Origin of the sequence: Oxalicibacterium faecigallinarum, assembly GCF_014635705.1 — a bacterium.
Taxonomy (GTDB): domain Bacteria; phylum Pseudomonadota; class Gammaproteobacteria; order Burkholderiales; family Burkholderiaceae_D; genus Oxalicibacterium; species Oxalicibacterium faecigallinarum.
Genome location: NZ_BMDI01000002.1, coordinates 489,032 through 504,076, shown reverse-complemented (window position 1 = coordinate 504,076; position 15,045 = coordinate 489,032). Strand labels below are relative to the sequence as shown.

At 47.9% G+C, this 15,045-nt stretch carries 18 protein-coding genes; 8 read left to right on the top strand and 10 right to left on the bottom strand.

What is annotated here, in order from left to right:
* Positions 1 to 89 precede the first annotated feature (89 nt).
* Positions 90 to 752 carry a TIGR02391 family protein gene (locus IEV29_RS12430; RefSeq protein ID WP_229726381.1) on the top strand — a complete coding sequence of 221 codons (663 nt, stop codon included), beginning with the start codon at positions 90 to 92 and terminating at the stop codon, positions 750 to 752.
* 457 nt (positions 753 to 1,209) lie between these two features.
* On the opposite strand, the gene IEV29_RS12420 is transcribed toward IEV29_RS12430, so the two are convergent.
* The 7 genes from IEV29_RS12420 to IEV29_RS12390 form a co-directional block, all read right to left on the bottom strand.
* Complete coding sequence (locus IEV29_RS12420) at positions 1,210 to 2,244, bottom strand: hypothetical protein (RefSeq protein ID WP_188381602.1); 1,035 nt, start codon at positions 2,242 to 2,244, stop codon at positions 1,210 to 1,212.
* A gap of 208 nt (positions 2,245 to 2,452) precedes the next feature.
* Complete coding sequence (locus tag IEV29_RS12415) at positions 2,453 to 2,710, bottom strand: hypothetical protein (protein ID WP_188381601.1); 258 nt, start codon at positions 2,708 to 2,710, stop codon at positions 2,453 to 2,455.
* A 286-nt stretch (positions 2,711 to 2,996) separates the two neighbouring features.
* The gene (locus IEV29_RS12410; RefSeq protein ID WP_188381600.1) at positions 2,997 to 3,647 is read right to left on the bottom strand and encodes a DsbA family protein; all 651 of its coding nucleotides are present in this window, start codon (positions 3,645 to 3,647) and stop codon (positions 2,997 to 2,999) included.
* Between the two features lie 25 nt (positions 3,648 to 3,672).
* Positions 3,673 to 4,287 carry a carboxymuconolactone decarboxylase family protein gene (locus tag IEV29_RS12405; RefSeq protein WP_188381599.1) on the bottom strand — a complete coding sequence of 205 codons (615 nt, stop codon included), beginning with the start codon at positions 4,285 to 4,287 and terminating at the stop codon, positions 3,673 to 3,675.
* Positions 4,288 to 4,326: 39 nt separating this feature from the next.
* Positions 4,327 to 5,511, bottom strand: coding sequence for an L-dopachrome tautomerase-related protein (locus IEV29_RS12400; RefSeq protein ID WP_188381598.1), 1,185 nt, complete (start codon positions 5,509 to 5,511; stop codon positions 4,327 to 4,329).
* A 40-nt stretch (positions 5,512 to 5,551) separates the two neighbouring features.
* Positions 5,552 to 5,977: an organic hydroperoxide resistance protein gene (locus tag IEV29_RS12395; protein ID WP_188381845.1), complete on the bottom strand. Its 426-nt coding sequence runs from the start codon at positions 5,975 to 5,977 to the stop codon at positions 5,552 to 5,554.
* 295 nt (positions 5,978 to 6,272) lie between these two features.
* Positions 6,273 to 7,262: an alpha/beta fold hydrolase gene (locus IEV29_RS12390; RefSeq protein ID WP_188381597.1), complete on the bottom strand. Its 990-nt coding sequence runs from the start codon at positions 7,260 to 7,262 to the stop codon at positions 6,273 to 6,275.
* 151 nt (positions 7,263 to 7,413) lie between these two features.
* Here IEV29_RS12390 and IEV29_RS12385 point away from each other — a divergent pair, with 151 nt between their 5' ends.
* Positions 7,414 to 7,995, top strand: coding sequence for a CGNR zinc finger domain-containing protein (locus IEV29_RS12385; RefSeq protein WP_188381596.1), 582 nt, complete (start codon positions 7,414 to 7,416; stop codon positions 7,993 to 7,995).
* 15 nt (positions 7,996 to 8,010) lie between these two features.
* Here IEV29_RS12385 and IEV29_RS12380 read toward each other — a convergent pair whose 3' ends face one another.
* Positions 8,011 to 8,898, bottom strand: a complete 888-nt coding sequence (locus IEV29_RS12380; protein ID WP_188381595.1) for a LysR family transcriptional regulator — start codon at positions 8,896 to 8,898, stop codon at positions 8,011 to 8,013.
* 91 nt (positions 8,899 to 8,989) lie between these two features.
* On the opposite strand from IEV29_RS12380, the gene IEV29_RS12375 reads away from it, so the two are divergent.
* The 5 genes from IEV29_RS12375 to IEV29_RS12355 all read left to right on the top strand — a co-directional run bounded on the left by IEV29_RS12375 (position 8,990) and on the right by IEV29_RS12355 (position 11,993).
* The gene (locus IEV29_RS12375; protein ID WP_188381594.1) at positions 8,990 to 9,703 is read left to right on the top strand and encodes an SDR family NAD(P)-dependent oxidoreductase; all 714 of its coding nucleotides are present in this window, start codon (positions 8,990 to 8,992) and stop codon (positions 9,701 to 9,703) included.
* A gap of 10 nt (positions 9,704 to 9,713) precedes the next feature.
* Complete coding sequence (locus IEV29_RS12370) at positions 9,714 to 9,944, top strand: tautomerase family protein (protein ID WP_188381593.1); 231 nt, start codon at positions 9,714 to 9,716, stop codon at positions 9,942 to 9,944.
* A 10-nt stretch (positions 9,945 to 9,954) separates the two neighbouring features.
* Entirely contained in the window at positions 9,955 to 11,139 is a 1,185-nt protein-coding gene (locus IEV29_RS12365) for a YbfB/YjiJ family MFS transporter (RefSeq protein WP_229726380.1), read from the top strand.
* Between the two features lie 2 nt (positions 11,140 to 11,141).
* Positions 11,142 to 11,546, top strand: coding sequence for a VOC family protein (locus IEV29_RS12360; RefSeq protein WP_188381592.1), 405 nt, complete (start codon positions 11,142 to 11,144; stop codon positions 11,544 to 11,546).
* A gap of 189 nt (positions 11,547 to 11,735) precedes the next feature.
* On the top strand, positions 11,736 to 11,993 hold the full coding sequence (locus IEV29_RS12355) for a hypothetical protein (RefSeq protein ID WP_188381591.1): 258 nt from the start codon (positions 11,736 to 11,738) through the stop codon (positions 11,991 to 11,993).
* Positions 11,994 to 12,079: 86 nt separating this feature from the next.
* Here IEV29_RS12355 and IEV29_RS12350 read toward each other — a convergent pair whose 3' ends face one another.
* Both IEV29_RS12350 and IEV29_RS12345 read right to left on the bottom strand, forming a co-directional pair.
* Entirely contained in the window at positions 12,080 to 13,024 is a 945-nt protein-coding gene (locus IEV29_RS12350; protein ID WP_188381590.1) for a DUF4365 domain-containing protein, read from the bottom strand.
* A gap of 292 nt (positions 13,025 to 13,316) precedes the next feature.
* Positions 13,317 to 14,393, bottom strand: a complete 1,077-nt coding sequence (locus IEV29_RS12345) for a helix-turn-helix domain-containing protein (protein ID WP_188381589.1) — start codon at positions 14,391 to 14,393, stop codon at positions 13,317 to 13,319.
* Between the two features lie 148 nt (positions 14,394 to 14,541).
* On the opposite strand from IEV29_RS12345, the gene IEV29_RS12340 reads away from it, so the two are divergent.
* Positions 14,542 to 14,733, top strand: a complete 192-nt coding sequence (locus IEV29_RS12340; protein ID WP_188381588.1) for a helix-turn-helix transcriptional regulator — start codon at positions 14,542 to 14,544, stop codon at positions 14,731 to 14,733.
* Positions 14,734 to 15,045 lie beyond the last annotated feature (312 nt).

Sequence of the window (15,045 nt, the reverse complement as noted above, 5' to 3'; positions counted from 1 at the left end):
ATTTTAGGTGTCTTGTGAAATGGAAAAGGTCAACCGTGGGTAATGTAATACTTGAATGGTACTTGGAGGTAAATGCCCTGTTTCGGGCCATGCGTCAGAAAGCGATCGATGCACAAGGCCTGCTTGCGAACGACGATAAAGCAGGAGCCAAGTTGATTAATGGCTATTTGAAATCCGACTATCAGCTACTGCGCAAGCTGTGGACTGGTGCAGGGTTTCCTGAGCAAGACATGGGAAATCTTGGTAGGCATATCGGATTTGGAGCAGCCAATGACTACGATGATATCCTTGCCCGTGATCTTCCCCAAGTTGAAGTAAGAGCGGAAGCGCATGTGCGCGAAGCGACTGGTACGAAATCGAGTATGGGCTTCGAGGAACTACTACATCCCATAATCTTCTCGCATGCTTTCCAGCACTATGTGGACGGACATTACCGGGATGCTGTTTTGAACTCTGTTGTCGCGATCTTTGATTTAATGCGAGAACGCACGGGTCTGGATCTTGATGGCGCGGCGCTGGCGACACAAGTATTGAGTTTGGAAAAACCGCACCTGATCCTCAGCGAACTCAACACGGAATCCGGTCGAAATGACCAGAAAGGCTTCATGCAAATTTTGGTTGGTGCTTACCTTGGCATTCGAAATCCCAAAGCTCATTCACTGAATCATGACCTCGACTCGGACAAGGCAGCGCAGTATTTGATCTTTGCAAGTCTCCTAGCTCGTCGTATTTACGAAGCCAAGGTATGTTGAAAATCTAGTTCTTTCTCGTTCAACGGGAAACTAGGACAGTCTAGTGCTATTTCTAATAACTGATCGGAGATATCCTGAATGCGAAGCATATCTCTTAAAAATCAAATCGTTACTCAAATAGTTTAGCTTTCGTCACAGGTGTTCTGAGACTATTCGTCATAGTTGAAACGTCATTGTTTCCAGGGCTCAGAGATGAAGCATAAAGAGAAATTTTCTCAGACACATACGCTTAAAGCTCACCGATCAGAAAAAACAGATTTATCTCTTCAGCAAAGCAATACATATACGACTAATAGCATTGAGGAACTGATTGACGCTGCGAACGAGATCTGTGTCGCTGTCGAAATCTTTATGATTAATAGACCGCAACCTGAGAAGGACTATGTGGTAAGAATTCTCCAGCAAAGAAAAATTACTTTGCTGGATACATTAACCACTTTTCGAGCTCAATCGTGAGTTAGTCCTTGAGGGGATCGCCAGTAGAGGAAAGCACCTTGATCTCGGACGTATCAAGGACCGCAATATGATTTGCATCTTCAACACTAAACTGAACTTTCTCTTGATTCTCAATCTCAACTGGAACGCTTTGAGAATAGAAGAAACACCATGCATCATTTTTTCTCTGAGCAATTTCACTCAAAAGCTTTAGAAGAGCTCTGTCGTTGCTTTCTAACCACTTCTTAAGCAACTTTATTTCTGCAGAGGTCTTTGCCTGTGTCTTTGTCTCATTAGACGTCGCCTTAGTTAGAGAGAACTTGATCTTCAATCGGAATTTCAACAGAAAGACATTGTCTAGTTCTACGACTTTTACAATCCCTCGATAGATTCGTTGTTTCTGATAGAAGGCATGAAAGCCAGTTATCGGCAAACAGATGGAATAGAACTCTCCTTTAACAATGCCATCAATGACCAACGGGGTTCTTTTTCGCTGTTCTTCAGTGAATTTGAGGAAAGACGCGGCGACAGAGGCCATGAATTTGGATGTGTGTGGTTTGGGCTGGCTTCCGTTGCCGACATCACTGTAATCATTCTTATCGCTCCCACTCAACTCATTTTCTTCGCTGGACTCGTGTTCTGTCCCGCCTTTTTTCTCTGATGTTCCTTTTTTCTTTTGCAGGCGGAATGGTGTAAAAACCAACCCAAACTCTTCCGACACATCCCCATTCGCAGGCGACCTTACTTCAGTCTTTTCTTCGACATCGCTATCTTTGGGCTCGTCGTTTACCCAAGTGCATGAGTCAATGTGGGGATGGTTTCGATGCTCTCGAAAGTAAGGTGATTTATGCTTAATCGTTTTGCTGGGAGTTCCTGTTGGTCGATCATAAAGAGCGGCAACAACAAGGGGTTGTAGCATTGATCTACATCTGGGGTCACCACAACGGAAAACAAATCGATTTCGTTTATCCTCCGGTTGCTGAAAAAACAAAATATGCGCTTCTTCGAGGGATATATTTCTTTTGTGTTTCTCGCTATACGCTTTTGCCTGCGGCATCGCTCTTCCTCATAAATCTATACGCTTTGCTAAAACGTGAGCGCATCTTCTTTCCTGCACCACGAATATCTGGTTGTACCAATTTGAGCCTAGAACCATAATCTTGCAGCGTTCGTAGGCTTATAGTTCCAGTTTGAGAAGTAAGTAGTCTTTGAAGAAATTCAAATTGATAATTAACGTCAGCTGTATCTCACGTGTAAGAATGAATCTACAAGTAAACCAACTCCTTACGCCATTCAATTGAGCTCGCCACATCTTGCGACTTAATCTTTTGTTCTTTGACTAACTTAACAGCAGCTTCGTAAGAATAACCATTAAGACGAGCGGCTTCTTGCTCTGCCCGGATGCGTTCAGCGAAGTTCTTTGTGAAAGCGCGTTCCCAAGCGCCTACAGTGGAGCCGAGAAATGGGGTCGACGGAGTTAAGACGCCAGGGTTGCTGAAGCGATCGAGATTGTTGATTTTCATACCTATCCTAACGCGCCATATATCTGACAACTATAGTCCTATATCAGAGCAGAATACTTGGCTACGAAAAGAAAACAAGAAAATTCGATCATATTTTCTGCATTTTGATTAAAAGCTCACTTGAGCTGCGCTATAGGTGAGGTTTTACAGGTTCTTGACCACAAAAAAGAGCCCTGAGTTTTGGTATGCACGGTTCTAATGATGAGCATCTAAAAGCGGTCGGGGATCATTAGCTTTGATAGATCTCTGCACTTTGCCCACGCCCAAAGGGCGCAGGCCTATGAACCTAGGTCTGTAAATCTGTCACACGTAATGCGGCATCGAGACTCAGTACTACTTCATTTACTTGGGCATATCCTGGGCTGATGACCCGCATCTCTCCCGCATTCTCAAGTAGAAGCGTTGGGAAACTTCTAACGCCCAGCGCCTTGGCACGCGAAAAATCCGACTTCGTTGCCGCAATCGTTTTCACGTCAGACCAAACCTTATAAAAAAAGCTGATATCGGTAGGAAATCCCAATCTACTCATCGCTTCACTACCAAAGCGCGCAAGAACGCGTCCGTCAGTGGTGTCTACTGCATCGACATAGAACGCTGTTTGTAGTGCACGAAATACAGCAAGCAGGTCGATCTCAGGAGCGATGAGGCGGGCAGCTACTACTGCTCGACAAATTGGCTCTGTGTCATAAACAAAGTTTTTGCGGGCGATGAGTCCTTCTCTATTGAAGGGTAAGCCACTGAGCGCTTCCACGCGACGCCAGTGGGTCAGCCGGAACTGCTTCCCTTCATCGTCGAGCACATCCGTCGCACCTGCACGCAAACCTCCTACGACGATCTCTAAGTCCAGATCGGGTCGTAACAACATGAGCTGCGTCATTTCCTTACCAAAGCCGTAGCACCATGAACACATGGGATCGGCGACATATACGAGTTTCATGATTCAGTTTCTTTAAAGCGGTTTATTAATTTGGAAGGCCTGACAATGCGTTCGCTTTGGCGGCGGTTGGCCCCGGTGTTTTGGCGACATTCATCACCCAGCACACCATGACAAAGTAGCCAATCAACGTTGTGAGTTCCATGACTCCTTTCTCACCAAACGTATTCTTCGCTAGCAGGTAGGTTTGATCGCTCACACCATGATTTCGGAGCAACTCCTGTGTGAAATCCACTGCGTGCTGAAGATCTGGCGGTAACCCGTGCACAGTGCTACCCACACTGATGGAATCCAGTGCGTTGGTAGGCACACCAGCATTGATTGCCGTAGGTGCATGTACTTGCCACTCGAATTGATTACTGGTTTCGCGAGCAACCACGCAGATCGTTAGTTCTCTCACTGCGTCCGACAACACACCTTCAAATCGAAGCTTTGCGCCTAAATCACCCACAGGCGCGGTTAAAGCTGGCGCATATAACAATGGGATGAATGCACCGTAAAGACTCTTCCTGGGGCCATTAATGATGGCATCTGCTGCGGCACGTTGTTCAGCATTCATCATTGAGTCTTGAAGCAAAGGAAGACGCTCCGTCTGGTGTGGCCCGTATCCTTGTGGACTAGCATTCTTCAATGTATCCGTCATACATTTCTCCTAGAGGGTTAGGTCGATGTTGCGTTGCGCTCACTTCAAGAGAGGAAGACGCCATACGTCGTAACGCTCTTCACCGAGTTTGACTGAGCCCATGAAATGTTTATGAAGTGCGCTTGATGTGAAGAAAAAGTCGCCCTCAGCAGATCGGGTAATCGTATCTGGCCAATGAATACGCTCATCCTTGTAAAGCAAGGACATGGACTTCGAGCTGGTTTCGTAGCGGACAATGCCGCTGCGCGTGATGTCCGTGAGGTAAAGGTCACCACTGGCGTCAGTCACAATGCCGTCGGTATTGCCACCCACATCACCCAAATTACGTACCTGCTTTGCAAGCTCGACATCAGTGAGTGCTTTGTTTCTTAGTGCAGAGGTCGATATCGAATGCGCATTCTTACCTGTTGTGACAGCCCAATAAAGAATGGATGCATCGGGTGACAACGCAATACCATTGATTCCGACCCGAAGCGGGTAGCCGGGTAGGATGTTGATGCCTTCTGCAACCGTTTCCACATCTTTTTCAGGTTGAACGCTCGTGTCTCGATCAAGAACACGACGTGTCTTGCCACTCATGAAATCGACAACAATTAATCCAGCGTCATTTCCACGCAGCCCGCTATCTGATACGTAAGCAATCTTTCTGCGCTCATCGACAACGATGTCGTTGAGGAAGCTAGTTTTGCGGTTCGCTACGGAATCTAACGGAATGCGTTTGATCACTCGTCCTGTGCGCTGGCTGTAGATCACAATCTTTTGTGCGCCAGCTGGTGCTTCAGTTTCGCCAGCGACGTAACCCATATCCAAAGCCCATAGCCATCCGTTCGTTTTGTCGGTATAGAAACCAAGCACACTTCTCAAATTGTGTTCAGGCCGGTTATTGACCGCATTCCTTTCTACCGAAGGGAATGCTTTGAGATGTGCAGGTCCGGATGTATTGGACGTATCGAGAATATTCAACGTCGCAGGCAAATCTTTACTTACCACTCGTGGCGTACTGACAAACGCACGACCGTTGTTACCAAAGTGAAGTCCAGCAATTGGGGCATTGACGGAGAGCGATGCTGCATTCTCCGTGTTGGTTGGCGCACCGTCCCACGTGATGCCGTTATAACTACGCCATAGCTCAGGTGGTCCATACTCAGATGCCATCGTTGACGTGGAGTACGCTCCGAATAACACGGCAGCGATGGCAGCAGTAAGAGAAGATGTGATTTTCATATGATGAAGTCGCTCAGATTAAATGTTGATGTTTTTAGATCTAAACCAAGGTGATGCCTACATCGACATTGCTGCGAGTGGCATTGGAGTAAGGACAAGTCTTGTGTGCCAAATCAATCAACTTTTGGGCATCCGCTTCATCTACGCCTGGAAGGCTGACTTCGAGATCAGCTGTAATACCAAAGCCACCGTCGTAATGCGGGCCAATACCAACTTTTGCCGTAACGGTCGTTTCTGCAGGTACTTTTAGCTTGAGTTGGAGTCCTGCGTACTTGATCGCGCCGATGAAGCATGCGGCGTAACCAGCAGCAAAAAGCTGTTCAGGATTTGTTCCGTCGCCACCAGGACCTCCCAGTTCTTTCGGAAGGGATAGCTTTGCTTCTAGGCGGCCGTCATCTGACCGTGTTGTGCCTTCTCGACCACCCGTCGCCGTCGCACTTGTTCTGTATTTCACATCAACTAACATCTCGATTCCTTTCGAATTAAAGTTGGAAACGTGGAGTGGGACAGTGCCAATATCAACCTGCATAGAAGCAGCGGGCTAAATCACGTGCACTACACGCGAGATCGCAATCCGGCTTCAACATTGATCGGAGACTACGCCGATTTGTCCTTGCGAAACATTCAGCATTCGCGCGTAGCGGCTGAGAATAAATGCACAACGGGAAGAGAAATTAGAGGGGTGCCCAGACAGCGAAGTTATTGCACTGCCTGGGGAGTTTTAAGGTCGATTGCGATAATCAGACCTCAGAGCATCATGCTTAACGACGCGATATGTTGCGATCCAAGAACTTGTGGATTGCCTGACCAATCTCATCGACATGCGTTTCTAGAGCAAAGTGCCCCGTGTCGTAGAAACGAACCTCTGCCTTTGGAATGTCGCGCTTGAATGCTTCAGCGCCTGGTGGCAAGAAGAACGGATCGTTTTTGCCCCAAACAGCCAGCAGCGCTGGTTTGTTTTTGCGGAAGTACTCTTGGAATTTCGGATACAGGTCCACGTTGGTTGCGTAGTCCTTGAACAAGTCCAGTTGAATTTCATCATTGCCCGGACGCGCAACCATTGTGGCGTCAAGGAAATAGGATTCTGGGGCTACTTTGCTGACGTCTTTCACGCCCGTCTCGTACTGCCACTTGATTGCATCGTGCTTCAGGAAGTCGCGCAGGGCATTGCGATTGGCATCATTAGGTTCTTTCCAGTATTTCTGGATTGGTGCCCAGCCCTCGCTCAGGCCCTCTTCGTACGCGTTGCCATTCTGAGAGATGATCGCGGTAATACGCTCAGGATGGGCTACCGCAAGACGCCAACCAACAGGCGCGCCGTAGTCAAAGACTTGCAGTGCGTATTTCTTCAGCTTCAGTTCATCAGTGAATTGATCGATGGTCTTCGCCAGATTGTCGAAGGTGTAGGCGTACTTCGAACGGTCAGGGCTTTCAGTAAAGCCAAAGCCTGGCAGGTCTGGGGCAATAACGTGATAGCGATCGGCAAGGATAGGAATCAGCTTGCGATACATGAACGATGACGTCGGAAAGCCATGCAGAAGCAGGACAGTCGGGTTAGATGGGTTACCTGCTTCGCGATAGAACACATTGACCTCGCCAACACGCACGAATTTATGGCTGACCTGTGTCGCACTCGTTACTTTGGTTGTTCCTGCACTGTTTGCGCTCGCAGCATGTGCTGGGGTGGATGCAATGACACCTGCCATGCCGATGGTGGCCAAGGCGCCGAAGAGAAGATGATTGAATTTCATTGTGCTGACTCCTAAACGAATAAGTTGAAAATTTCGCACCGGAAGCATGTAACCTGTAAAGTGCTTATATTTAGGTTACAAAGCATATGCGTAACCTGTCAAATGTTTTTTTATGGGTTACAATATCGATGTCGTAAATTGGAGACTCAACATGGACAGCAGCGGCCACAATTCGTCAGCATTGTTTGTTGGCGACAACTTGGCATTGGATTTCATTAACACGGCGTATGGCGTCGGAGACAACAAGCAGGATCTCCTGACTGATGACGCCAGCGTGACGAAGTGGCTACAACAGGCACAGGTAGCCTCACGTCGTTCGGATCAAGCCAAGTCACGTGGACTACTCAAGGCAGCGCTTGAGCTAAGGGATATTGCGCGTGAATTGGTAACCATGAGACATGCCGGCAAATGGGCAGACCCCTCTGCGTTGAATCGCTACCTCTCATTAGGTAGTTACCACCTTGTCCTTCGATGGAGCAAGGGTGATGAGCCTGCCGTGACCAATCAGGAGGCGGCATCAGACAATGTGGAAGCTGATCTTTTGCCGGTGGCAGAAGCACTTGCTCAGCTTCTGGCAGAAGCCAACTTTGAGAAAGTCAGGAAATGCGAGTGCGATGAATGCACACTGCTGTTTTACGACCGTACGAAAGCAGGACGTCGTCGGTGGTGCAGCATGGCAATGTGTGGGAATCGTATGAAAGTAGCTGCTTACAGGGCCCGCAGCAAAGCATGATCCCCTAAGCAGGGATCATGCTTCAAATAACTGTCGATTGTTTGAAAACGACTCCATCAGAAAATCCGCAACGGTTCTGATTGGTTGATTGTTGCGATCTTGACGACGGGTCAAGATCCAAATCTCTCGTGACGCGGGCTCGACTGGCATTTTGCAGAGCTGAAGCGTTCTCTCACGACGACCGACATAATGAGGGATCAGCGCTAGACCCGCGCCAGCCTTCGCAGCAGTGGCCTGTCCCACGTGATTGTTTGCCCTAAAAGACACGCGTGCTTTTGGATAGTTTCGGGCTAGCCAAGTCGCATCTGGCATATCGGCGTTTTCTTCATCGAAGCTGATAAAAACGGGCTCCATCCCCGCTTCAATCTGCGCGCAGATTCTCGGCGTGCCGTAAAAGCCAAAGTCCATACGCCCCATCGGCTTTGCGATGAAATCGCCATCTAGCGGACGTCCTAATCGAACGGCAATATCCGCCTGGTGCCGATCTAAACTGATCGAGCGCAAATCGCTCGCAATGTCGATGTCTAGGCCCGGATAAACAGTAGGTACGCGAGCAAGTTCTTCAATCACAAACGCCAAAGATAGCGCGGGCGGTGCATTAACACGGACTAAGCCCTTCAATGACGTTTCGTCACCACCCCTTGCGATGCCTTGCGCAGCTGCTTCCATCGAGCTGGCAATCTCCATCGTGCGCGTTCCTGCAGGCGTAAGCACATAACCATCCGGCCTTCTTTCAACTAGCTTTTCCCCGACACTGGACTCAAGGGATTGAATCCTGCGTGAAATGGTGGCGTGGTTGACCCCTAATGCACGCGCAGCGCCTGACAGGCTTCCATGCCGGCATAGCGCGAGAAATACGCGAAGGTCTTGCCAATCGGTCTCTGTGCGTTTTTTATCAGTCATTGTTAAAGAATAGCGGATTTTTAAATATCTAGCGTAGCAGTAACCTGTGACTCCGCAGTTAAACGGTTATTACAACTTTGGAGAATATCAGATGAGCAGTGAACAAAAAGTCGCCATCGTAACGGGCGCATCTCAAGGTCTTGGTGCAGGTATTGCGCAGGCATATCGCGATAACGGATTCATCGTCATTGCAAACTCTCGCAATATCAAGCAGACAGCGGATGAAGGCTTGATTGCCGTTCCTGGTGATATTTCGGATCGGAATGTCGCAAAGAAACTGGTTGAAACCGCAGTCAGTCGTTTTGGTCGCGTTGACACCCTGATCAACAACGCGGGTATCTTCATTGGCAAGCCATTTACTGACTACACGGTAGAAGACTTGAACAATATGCTGAGCACGAACGTTGCAGGCTTCTTCCATATCACTCAGCACGCTGTCGAACAAATGCTGAAGCAGCAAAACGGGCATATCGTCCAAATCACGACCACACTGGTGCGACAAGCACTCACCACCATTCCGGCAGGTCTCGCGTTGATCACCAAAGGCGGCTTGGATGCAGTCACCCGTGGTCTGGCGATTGAGTATGCAACGAAAGGTATTCGCGTCAATGCGATTGCACCTGGCATCATCAAAACACCTATGCATGCACCTGAAAATTACGAGTTCCTTGGTGGATTGCATCCAATGGGCCGCATGGGCGAAGTTCAGGATGTTGTCGACGCAGCGATGTATCTGGAACAAGCAAAGTTCGTCACCGGTGAGACACTCAACGTCGACGGTGGCCAACACGCTGGTCGTTGGTAAGAGGTGAGCCATGCCTTACGTGAACATTAAAGTGACTCGTGAAGGTACGGCTCCGGGCGCCGATGTGACAACGCTGGAGCAAAAGAAAGCGTTGATCAAAGGCGTCAGCGATTTGCTCTACGAAGTTATGGGCAAAGAGCATAGCCGTACCTTCGTGGTAATCGAAGAAGTCGATCTCGAAAACTGGGGGATCGGCGGTGTAACGACCTCCGAGTACCGCAAGCAGAAAGCCAAGTCCTAAAGGCGGTATTTTGAAAACCATCACAACATCATCATCTGACCGCAGCGCTGCACTGGCCGCTGCGGTCATTCTCGTCGTCGGCATGGGTATCGGACGCTTTGCTTTCACAGGTCTGTATCCACAGATGGTGCAAGACAACGTCATGACTGTCAGCGTTGGGTCATACGCGGCCTCTGCCAATAATGCCGGCTATTTGATTGGGGCATTCCTCGCCGGATTCTTCCCATCTGTCTCCAGTTTGAGAAAGTGCATTTTTGCGATCGTTGCGACAGTGATTTGCACACTGACGCTCGCACTTCCAGTTTCACACGAAGTCATTATCGGTATTCGCGCATTTGCGGGGATCGCAAGTGCCTTTGCGATGGTATCGGCATCGCACTGGCTTTTGCATGATCAGGCCAATACGGCTGGCGCACCATTACTGTACTCAGGTGTAGGACTTGGCATTGCGATATCAGCCGAGCTGATTGCTGCCGGTAGCTGGTATGGATTAAACAGTGAGTTGAATTGGCTACTGGTATCCGTGGCTGGAGCCGCAATGGGAATTTGCGCGTTGCAGATCATGAGCACGAAGTCGCATGTCTCTTCCGTTCAGACGCACATCACCAGGCCCGGTCATACACAGCAAGCTGCCCTTTCTGCAAGAACACTTTTAGTCATTTACATGCTGAGTGGATTCGGTGCCAGCATCACATCCGCTTACCTTCCGCTGTTTGTGCGTGGCGCATTGGGATCCTTCAATCCTGTGCATGTCTGGACGCTGTTTGGCATTGGTGCCATCCCATCTAGTTTCTTATGGCATCTTTTGCATGAACGTCTGGGCACCAAAAAGGCACTGACAACAAACCTTCTTGTGCAAGGTATCGGCGTCGGATTACCGGCTGTGTACCCAAGCGTGATGAGTTACGGCATTAGCGCGATATTGGTTGGCGGCTCTTTCATGGGTACCGTCACGATCGTTTTACCCGCCGCACGTCGCGTCGCACATACCGTGAAATTCAATGTGCTGGCCATGATGAGCTCTGGGTATGGCGTTGGCGCAATTGTTGGCCCATTGATTGCCGACGCTGTCTTTGCGCGTCAACAGTCATTCACTTTGTCGTTGTACTTCGCGGCGGTAGCCTTACTGATCGCTGCAGCGGCGGCAACGTTTTCTCGCAAAAACGGAACAACCGAAACCAAACTGACAACTTAAAGATGAATACTCCACTTACGCTTGGTGTACACCATGTCGGACTCGCCGTTCCAGACTTAGATTCTGCAGTGGACTTCTTTGTGAAGACCCTGAACTGGAATGAAAAAGGTCGGAACGATGAATATCCTGCGGCGTTTGTTTCAGATGGAACGATTACGCTCACATTGTGGCGTGTCGAAGATCCCAAAAATGCAGTGGCTTTCAATCGAAGACGCAATATTGGACTGCATCATTTAGCGCTTTCCGTAAGCGATCCTCAAACACTGACATTGGTGTTTGAAAGAGTACAGAAACACCCTGATGTTGTCGTTGAATTTGAGCCTAAGCCCATGCGGGTTGGTTCTTCAACACATCACTTTATCTGCGCTATGCCTAGTGGTGTACGGATTGAGTTCGCCACTTGCTAAGTCGTCGATCTTACGCAGACAACATAGCAGGCTCCTTAGCCAGATTTCTTGAGTCTGGCTAATGGAAGCTGGCATGTACCCGAAAATTGAAAAAATATTTTGCTTGACTCTAACTGTGCCAGGTGACACCGAGCCAATTGTCATCGCTATGACTATTGCCTATATTTTGGATTTTTGAGGAGAGTTGAAATGGCAGATGCATTGAAAAGCGCAAGCGCTCGGTACGGGCACATTAAACGTCGTCTGAAGAGAGCTGAACCTCTAACGGGAAAACACTTGGAATTGGCACTTGATGTTGTCGGTGATGGCAGTACGGGCGACAAGATGTTAGATGCGATATCCAACAAGCTTCAGGCAGGTCAAAAACTGGACGACTACGAACTCCACCTCATGGTTGACGTTTTTCTGGTGCACGTAAAGTTATCAATCGCTAGTTCACTACACTAACGTGATTTCTTTGTCGTCATACAATCCGCTTTCGACCCGTTGCCGTCGCTCACCTTATATACGATTAGATCATAGTAATTCACAGTTCACTCCAACGTGAATCCGATCGTCTCAGGCGCTTCCGGATCTGACAGATAATCATCGAGGAGCATGAAGCTCCGCCCAAACTTATTCAACGATAGAATCAAAACGTAGTTTGTAGTCTCGCCGTTTTCCGAAACAGGAACAAGACCTTGCGGTGGCTTTATCCACTCGTCAAAATCTTGACTGTAGTAAGTCTTTCCCGTTTCTGGATCGTGATACGAGTAGCGCTCTGCCTCCCGACGATCTTCCGCTTCTGCCTGATACGCGTCCTCGTCTACCTTGTACTTAGCCCACGGAAAGAAGTGATGAAGCATCCCTTTTAATCGTACGCCTGGTGCGTATAGCGTTGGCCATGTCTCCGTTTCATCGTCAGTGTAAATTGTGACTTGATAGCGTGGCAGTGATTTGTTTACCCAGTCTTCAAAAGTTATTCGGACCTGAACACCTTTGCTAATGAGATCCATCCAGTGACGGTCTATGCGAAGTCTGTTCAGACGGCGAACGTACGGCTCAAGTTGGGTAAGCGACTTAAGCCCCTTCAACGTGTACTCCGGATTGGCCAGCATGTCGATCTTCGGAACTTTGATCTTCCACTTCTTTCCCGTGTTTTTGACGAGTTTGCGGGTGATTTGTTGCCAATGAGCTGTCTTCGTATCAGGGTTATAGAGGACAAGCACTACAGGCATTGAATGACCGACCCAATAAGCCACGTGCTTATCATCGGTTCTGAAGACGTATGAGTCGGCCGTTTCCTCTTTGAAGAAGCTTGTGCCGCTCTTAATCTGGAGAGCAATCAGTTTGCCAGTCGGGCGCTCATTTTCCACGATCTCAATGTGGGCATCGATCCCATAATCATGCGTCGACTGCTCTCGAAAAAGCCATCCTTGTTCAGAGAAGAAATGGTCTAGCGCTGATACGCCTAATCGTTCTGTTTGAGGTGTTGGCATTCCGGGATTTTTGGATACTCAGTGAAGAGGTTGAATCAAGGCCACTTGGTAAGTTTCAGCACCGCATAAAACTCGCTTGGCAAACGAAACGAGAATATGGTCTGTCGCTTTGCTGCTAGCGTACCATCTGATTGTTCCTCTTGGCGAATGACTGCTCTTGCCGCCGATAGCAGACATTACCCATCGCGAATCAGTGGCAACTTTAGATTGCTATTTGGTGGCAATTTTGATGCGGATACTCCTTCATTGAATGAATGAGTCGATGAAAAGACGGAATATCTCGACGTAAAACTCACATACCGTGATTCTTATATTTTCTTGCCCAATTCGATACGGTCGATTCTTGCACCCCCATAATTTTTGCAATCTCAACTTGACGATATCCAGCCGTCGCTAATTCTGCCGCTTTGCTAACACGTGAACGCATCTTCTTTCCTGCACCACGAATACCTGGTTGTACCAATTCTTCTAGAGAGAACCACTCTTCAAACGACTGTATATGTGACTGCAAATGATCTAATTTAAATCTATAGGGATTTAACACCTCTCTGATTTTTTCGCCTAGCTCTTCATACTTTAGCTGGAGTATTGATTGGCCACCAAGCTTGTGCAAGACACGCGGGCAATGCTCTAGTAAATATTTCTGAGTACTCTCAAGCTTCGCCGACCCATCTAAACCCTCTGACATCTCTATAGGTACCAGTACATCCATCATTGTTCGAAGGTGACTAGGCTCTGACAAAATGGATTTGGTTTTTGGCTGCGTTTGAATACCTAGTTCATCCGCAAGTTGTCGAGCTTTTTTCCCTACTCGATACTGCATGTAGAGTCTAGATGCTGTCCGGTCTTCCGTATTGGGATCACTTTGACTATGTCGATGACAGTATTTCCCTTTAGTTTCAAGATCAGTTTGTGCCGGACAAAACAAACATTTACGACGATCTCTTACATATTTCGATGTCCATCCAATTAATGCCAGGCCTCTCACCACGGTGGGCAATGAAAACATATTGCGCGGAGATTTACGTATCGTCTCAAACGCTCGACGACCTATTTTTTCGGGATTGCGAAAATTGAGCCGCTCTTGATGGTTTTCAAGAAATGGGCTTTCTAAACGCTGAATCAATGAGCGACGTCCTTCGTGAGGGTCAAAAAATACTTCAGACATAACCTCTGGAAGGTCAGACTTAATTCTGGAAAGGAGTCTTTTTTGCATGGCAATGAATACTGAATGGATTTCATACCCAAACTCTTCAGTACTTATTTCCAAAATCTGAGGTAGAGGCGAGAGAAATCTCTCATAGAACTCCCCATCGATGCACAGGGGCTCTTCGTCGTAATCTACGTAAGCGCCGGCTTCCAAAGCCATTATATGAACGGTTCGTAGTCCCTCTAATACATAGAATGCCTGCTTTTTCGAAAACTTCATTTTTGATGTTTTTTTATACCTTTGATTTATTTTCTATCGAAGAGGAAAGTAAACGCAACTGTCTGAAAAATTGTCTGGGGATTTAGGTATGAATGAACTGATTGGCGCAAAACAATTTGCCAAATTTCTTGGAGTATCTGTTCGAACCCTCGACACCCTGGATAAGAAGGGAGATCTTCCTGCCGGATTTCGCGTCGGCCATGTAAGGCGCTGGCGTAAAGATGACGTAGAACAGTGGGTGGTCAAAAGAATCAATGACCAGATTATTAAAGATCATTGAAAATCGATGGGTGTCTCTTGATTAAATCAACTCAAAACTAAGCAGAAAGACAGGTGCAATCTCATGAGAACTTTATAGAAACTCGGAGATAGAAAGACAAACGGCCCAAGTTTGCAGACTTGGGCCGTTTTGGGGAAACACAGATTGAAGATCTGGTTCCTATTCTATTCTCCCATCCCCTATTGTCAAGCCATGCAGCGAGCATTTCCATGCTTGCAGGGACGATTGCATCTTGTTGCATCAATTTGCATTGCAATATGCAAAAAATCAAAATGGTTCTATCCCATCGACATTGGCTTTGAACTCTAGCAC

What these genes read in the sequence shown, in the direction of transcription:
- IEV29_RS12360 (WP_188381592.1), top strand. Translation starts at nt 11,142, where the DNA reads ATGAATACTCCACTTACGCTTGGTGTACACCATGTCGGACTCGCCGTT.
- IEV29_RS12355 (WP_188381591.1), top strand. Translation starts at nt 11,736, where the DNA reads ATGGCAGATGCATTGAAAAGCGCAAGCGCTCGGTACGGGCACATTAAA.
- IEV29_RS12340 (WP_188381588.1), top strand. Translation starts at nt 14,542, where the DNA reads ATGAATGAACTGATTGGCGCAAAACAATTTGCCAAATTTCTTGGAGTA.
- IEV29_RS12395 (WP_188381845.1), bottom strand. Translation starts at nt 5,977, where the DNA reads ATGTTAGTTGATGTGAAATACAGAACAAGTGCGACGGCGACGGGTGGT.
- IEV29_RS12410 (WP_188381600.1), bottom strand. Translation starts at nt 3,647, where the DNA reads ATGAAACTCGTATATGTCGCCGATCCCATGTGTTCATGGTGCTACGGC.
- IEV29_RS12375 (WP_188381594.1), top strand. Translation starts at nt 8,990, where the DNA reads ATGAGCAGTGAACAAAAAGTCGCCATCGTAACGGGCGCATCTCAAGGT.
- IEV29_RS12400 (WP_188381598.1), bottom strand. Translation starts at nt 5,511, where the DNA reads ATGAAAATCACATCTTCTCTTACTGCTGCCATCGCTGCCGTGTTATTC.
- IEV29_RS12385 (WP_188381596.1), top strand. Translation starts at nt 7,414, where the DNA reads ATGGACAGCAGCGGCCACAATTCGTCAGCATTGTTTGTTGGCGACAAC.
- IEV29_RS12370 (WP_188381593.1), top strand. Translation starts at nt 9,714, where the DNA reads ATGCCTTACGTGAACATTAAAGTGACTCGTGAAGGTACGGCTCCGGGC.
- IEV29_RS12430 (WP_229726381.1), top strand. Translation starts at nt 90, where the DNA reads ATGCGTCAGAAAGCGATCGATGCACAAGGCCTGCTTGCGAACGACGAT.
- IEV29_RS12415 (WP_188381601.1), bottom strand. Translation starts at nt 2,710, where the DNA reads ATGAAAATCAACAATCTCGATCGCTTCAGCAACCCTGGCGTCTTAACT.
- IEV29_RS12390 (WP_188381597.1), bottom strand. Translation starts at nt 7,262, where the DNA reads ATGAAATTCAATCATCTTCTCTTCGGCGCCTTGGCCACCATCGGCATG.
- IEV29_RS12405 (WP_188381599.1), bottom strand. Translation starts at nt 4,287, where the DNA reads ATGACGGATACATTGAAGAATGCTAGTCCACAAGGATACGGGCCACAC.
- IEV29_RS12380 (WP_188381595.1), bottom strand. Translation starts at nt 8,898, where the DNA reads ATGACTGATAAAAAACGCACAGAGACCGATTGGCAAGACCTTCGCGTA.
- IEV29_RS12350 (WP_188381590.1), bottom strand. Translation starts at nt 13,024, where the DNA reads ATGCCAACACCTCAAACAGAACGATTAGGCGTATCAGCGCTAGACCAT.
- IEV29_RS12420 (WP_188381602.1), bottom strand. Translation starts at nt 2,244, where the DNA reads ATGCCGCAGGCAAAAGCGTATAGCGAGAAACACAAAAGAAATATATCC.
- IEV29_RS12345 (WP_188381589.1), bottom strand. Translation starts at nt 14,393, where the DNA reads ATGGCTTTGGAAGCCGGCGCTTACGTAGATTACGACGAAGAGCCCCTG.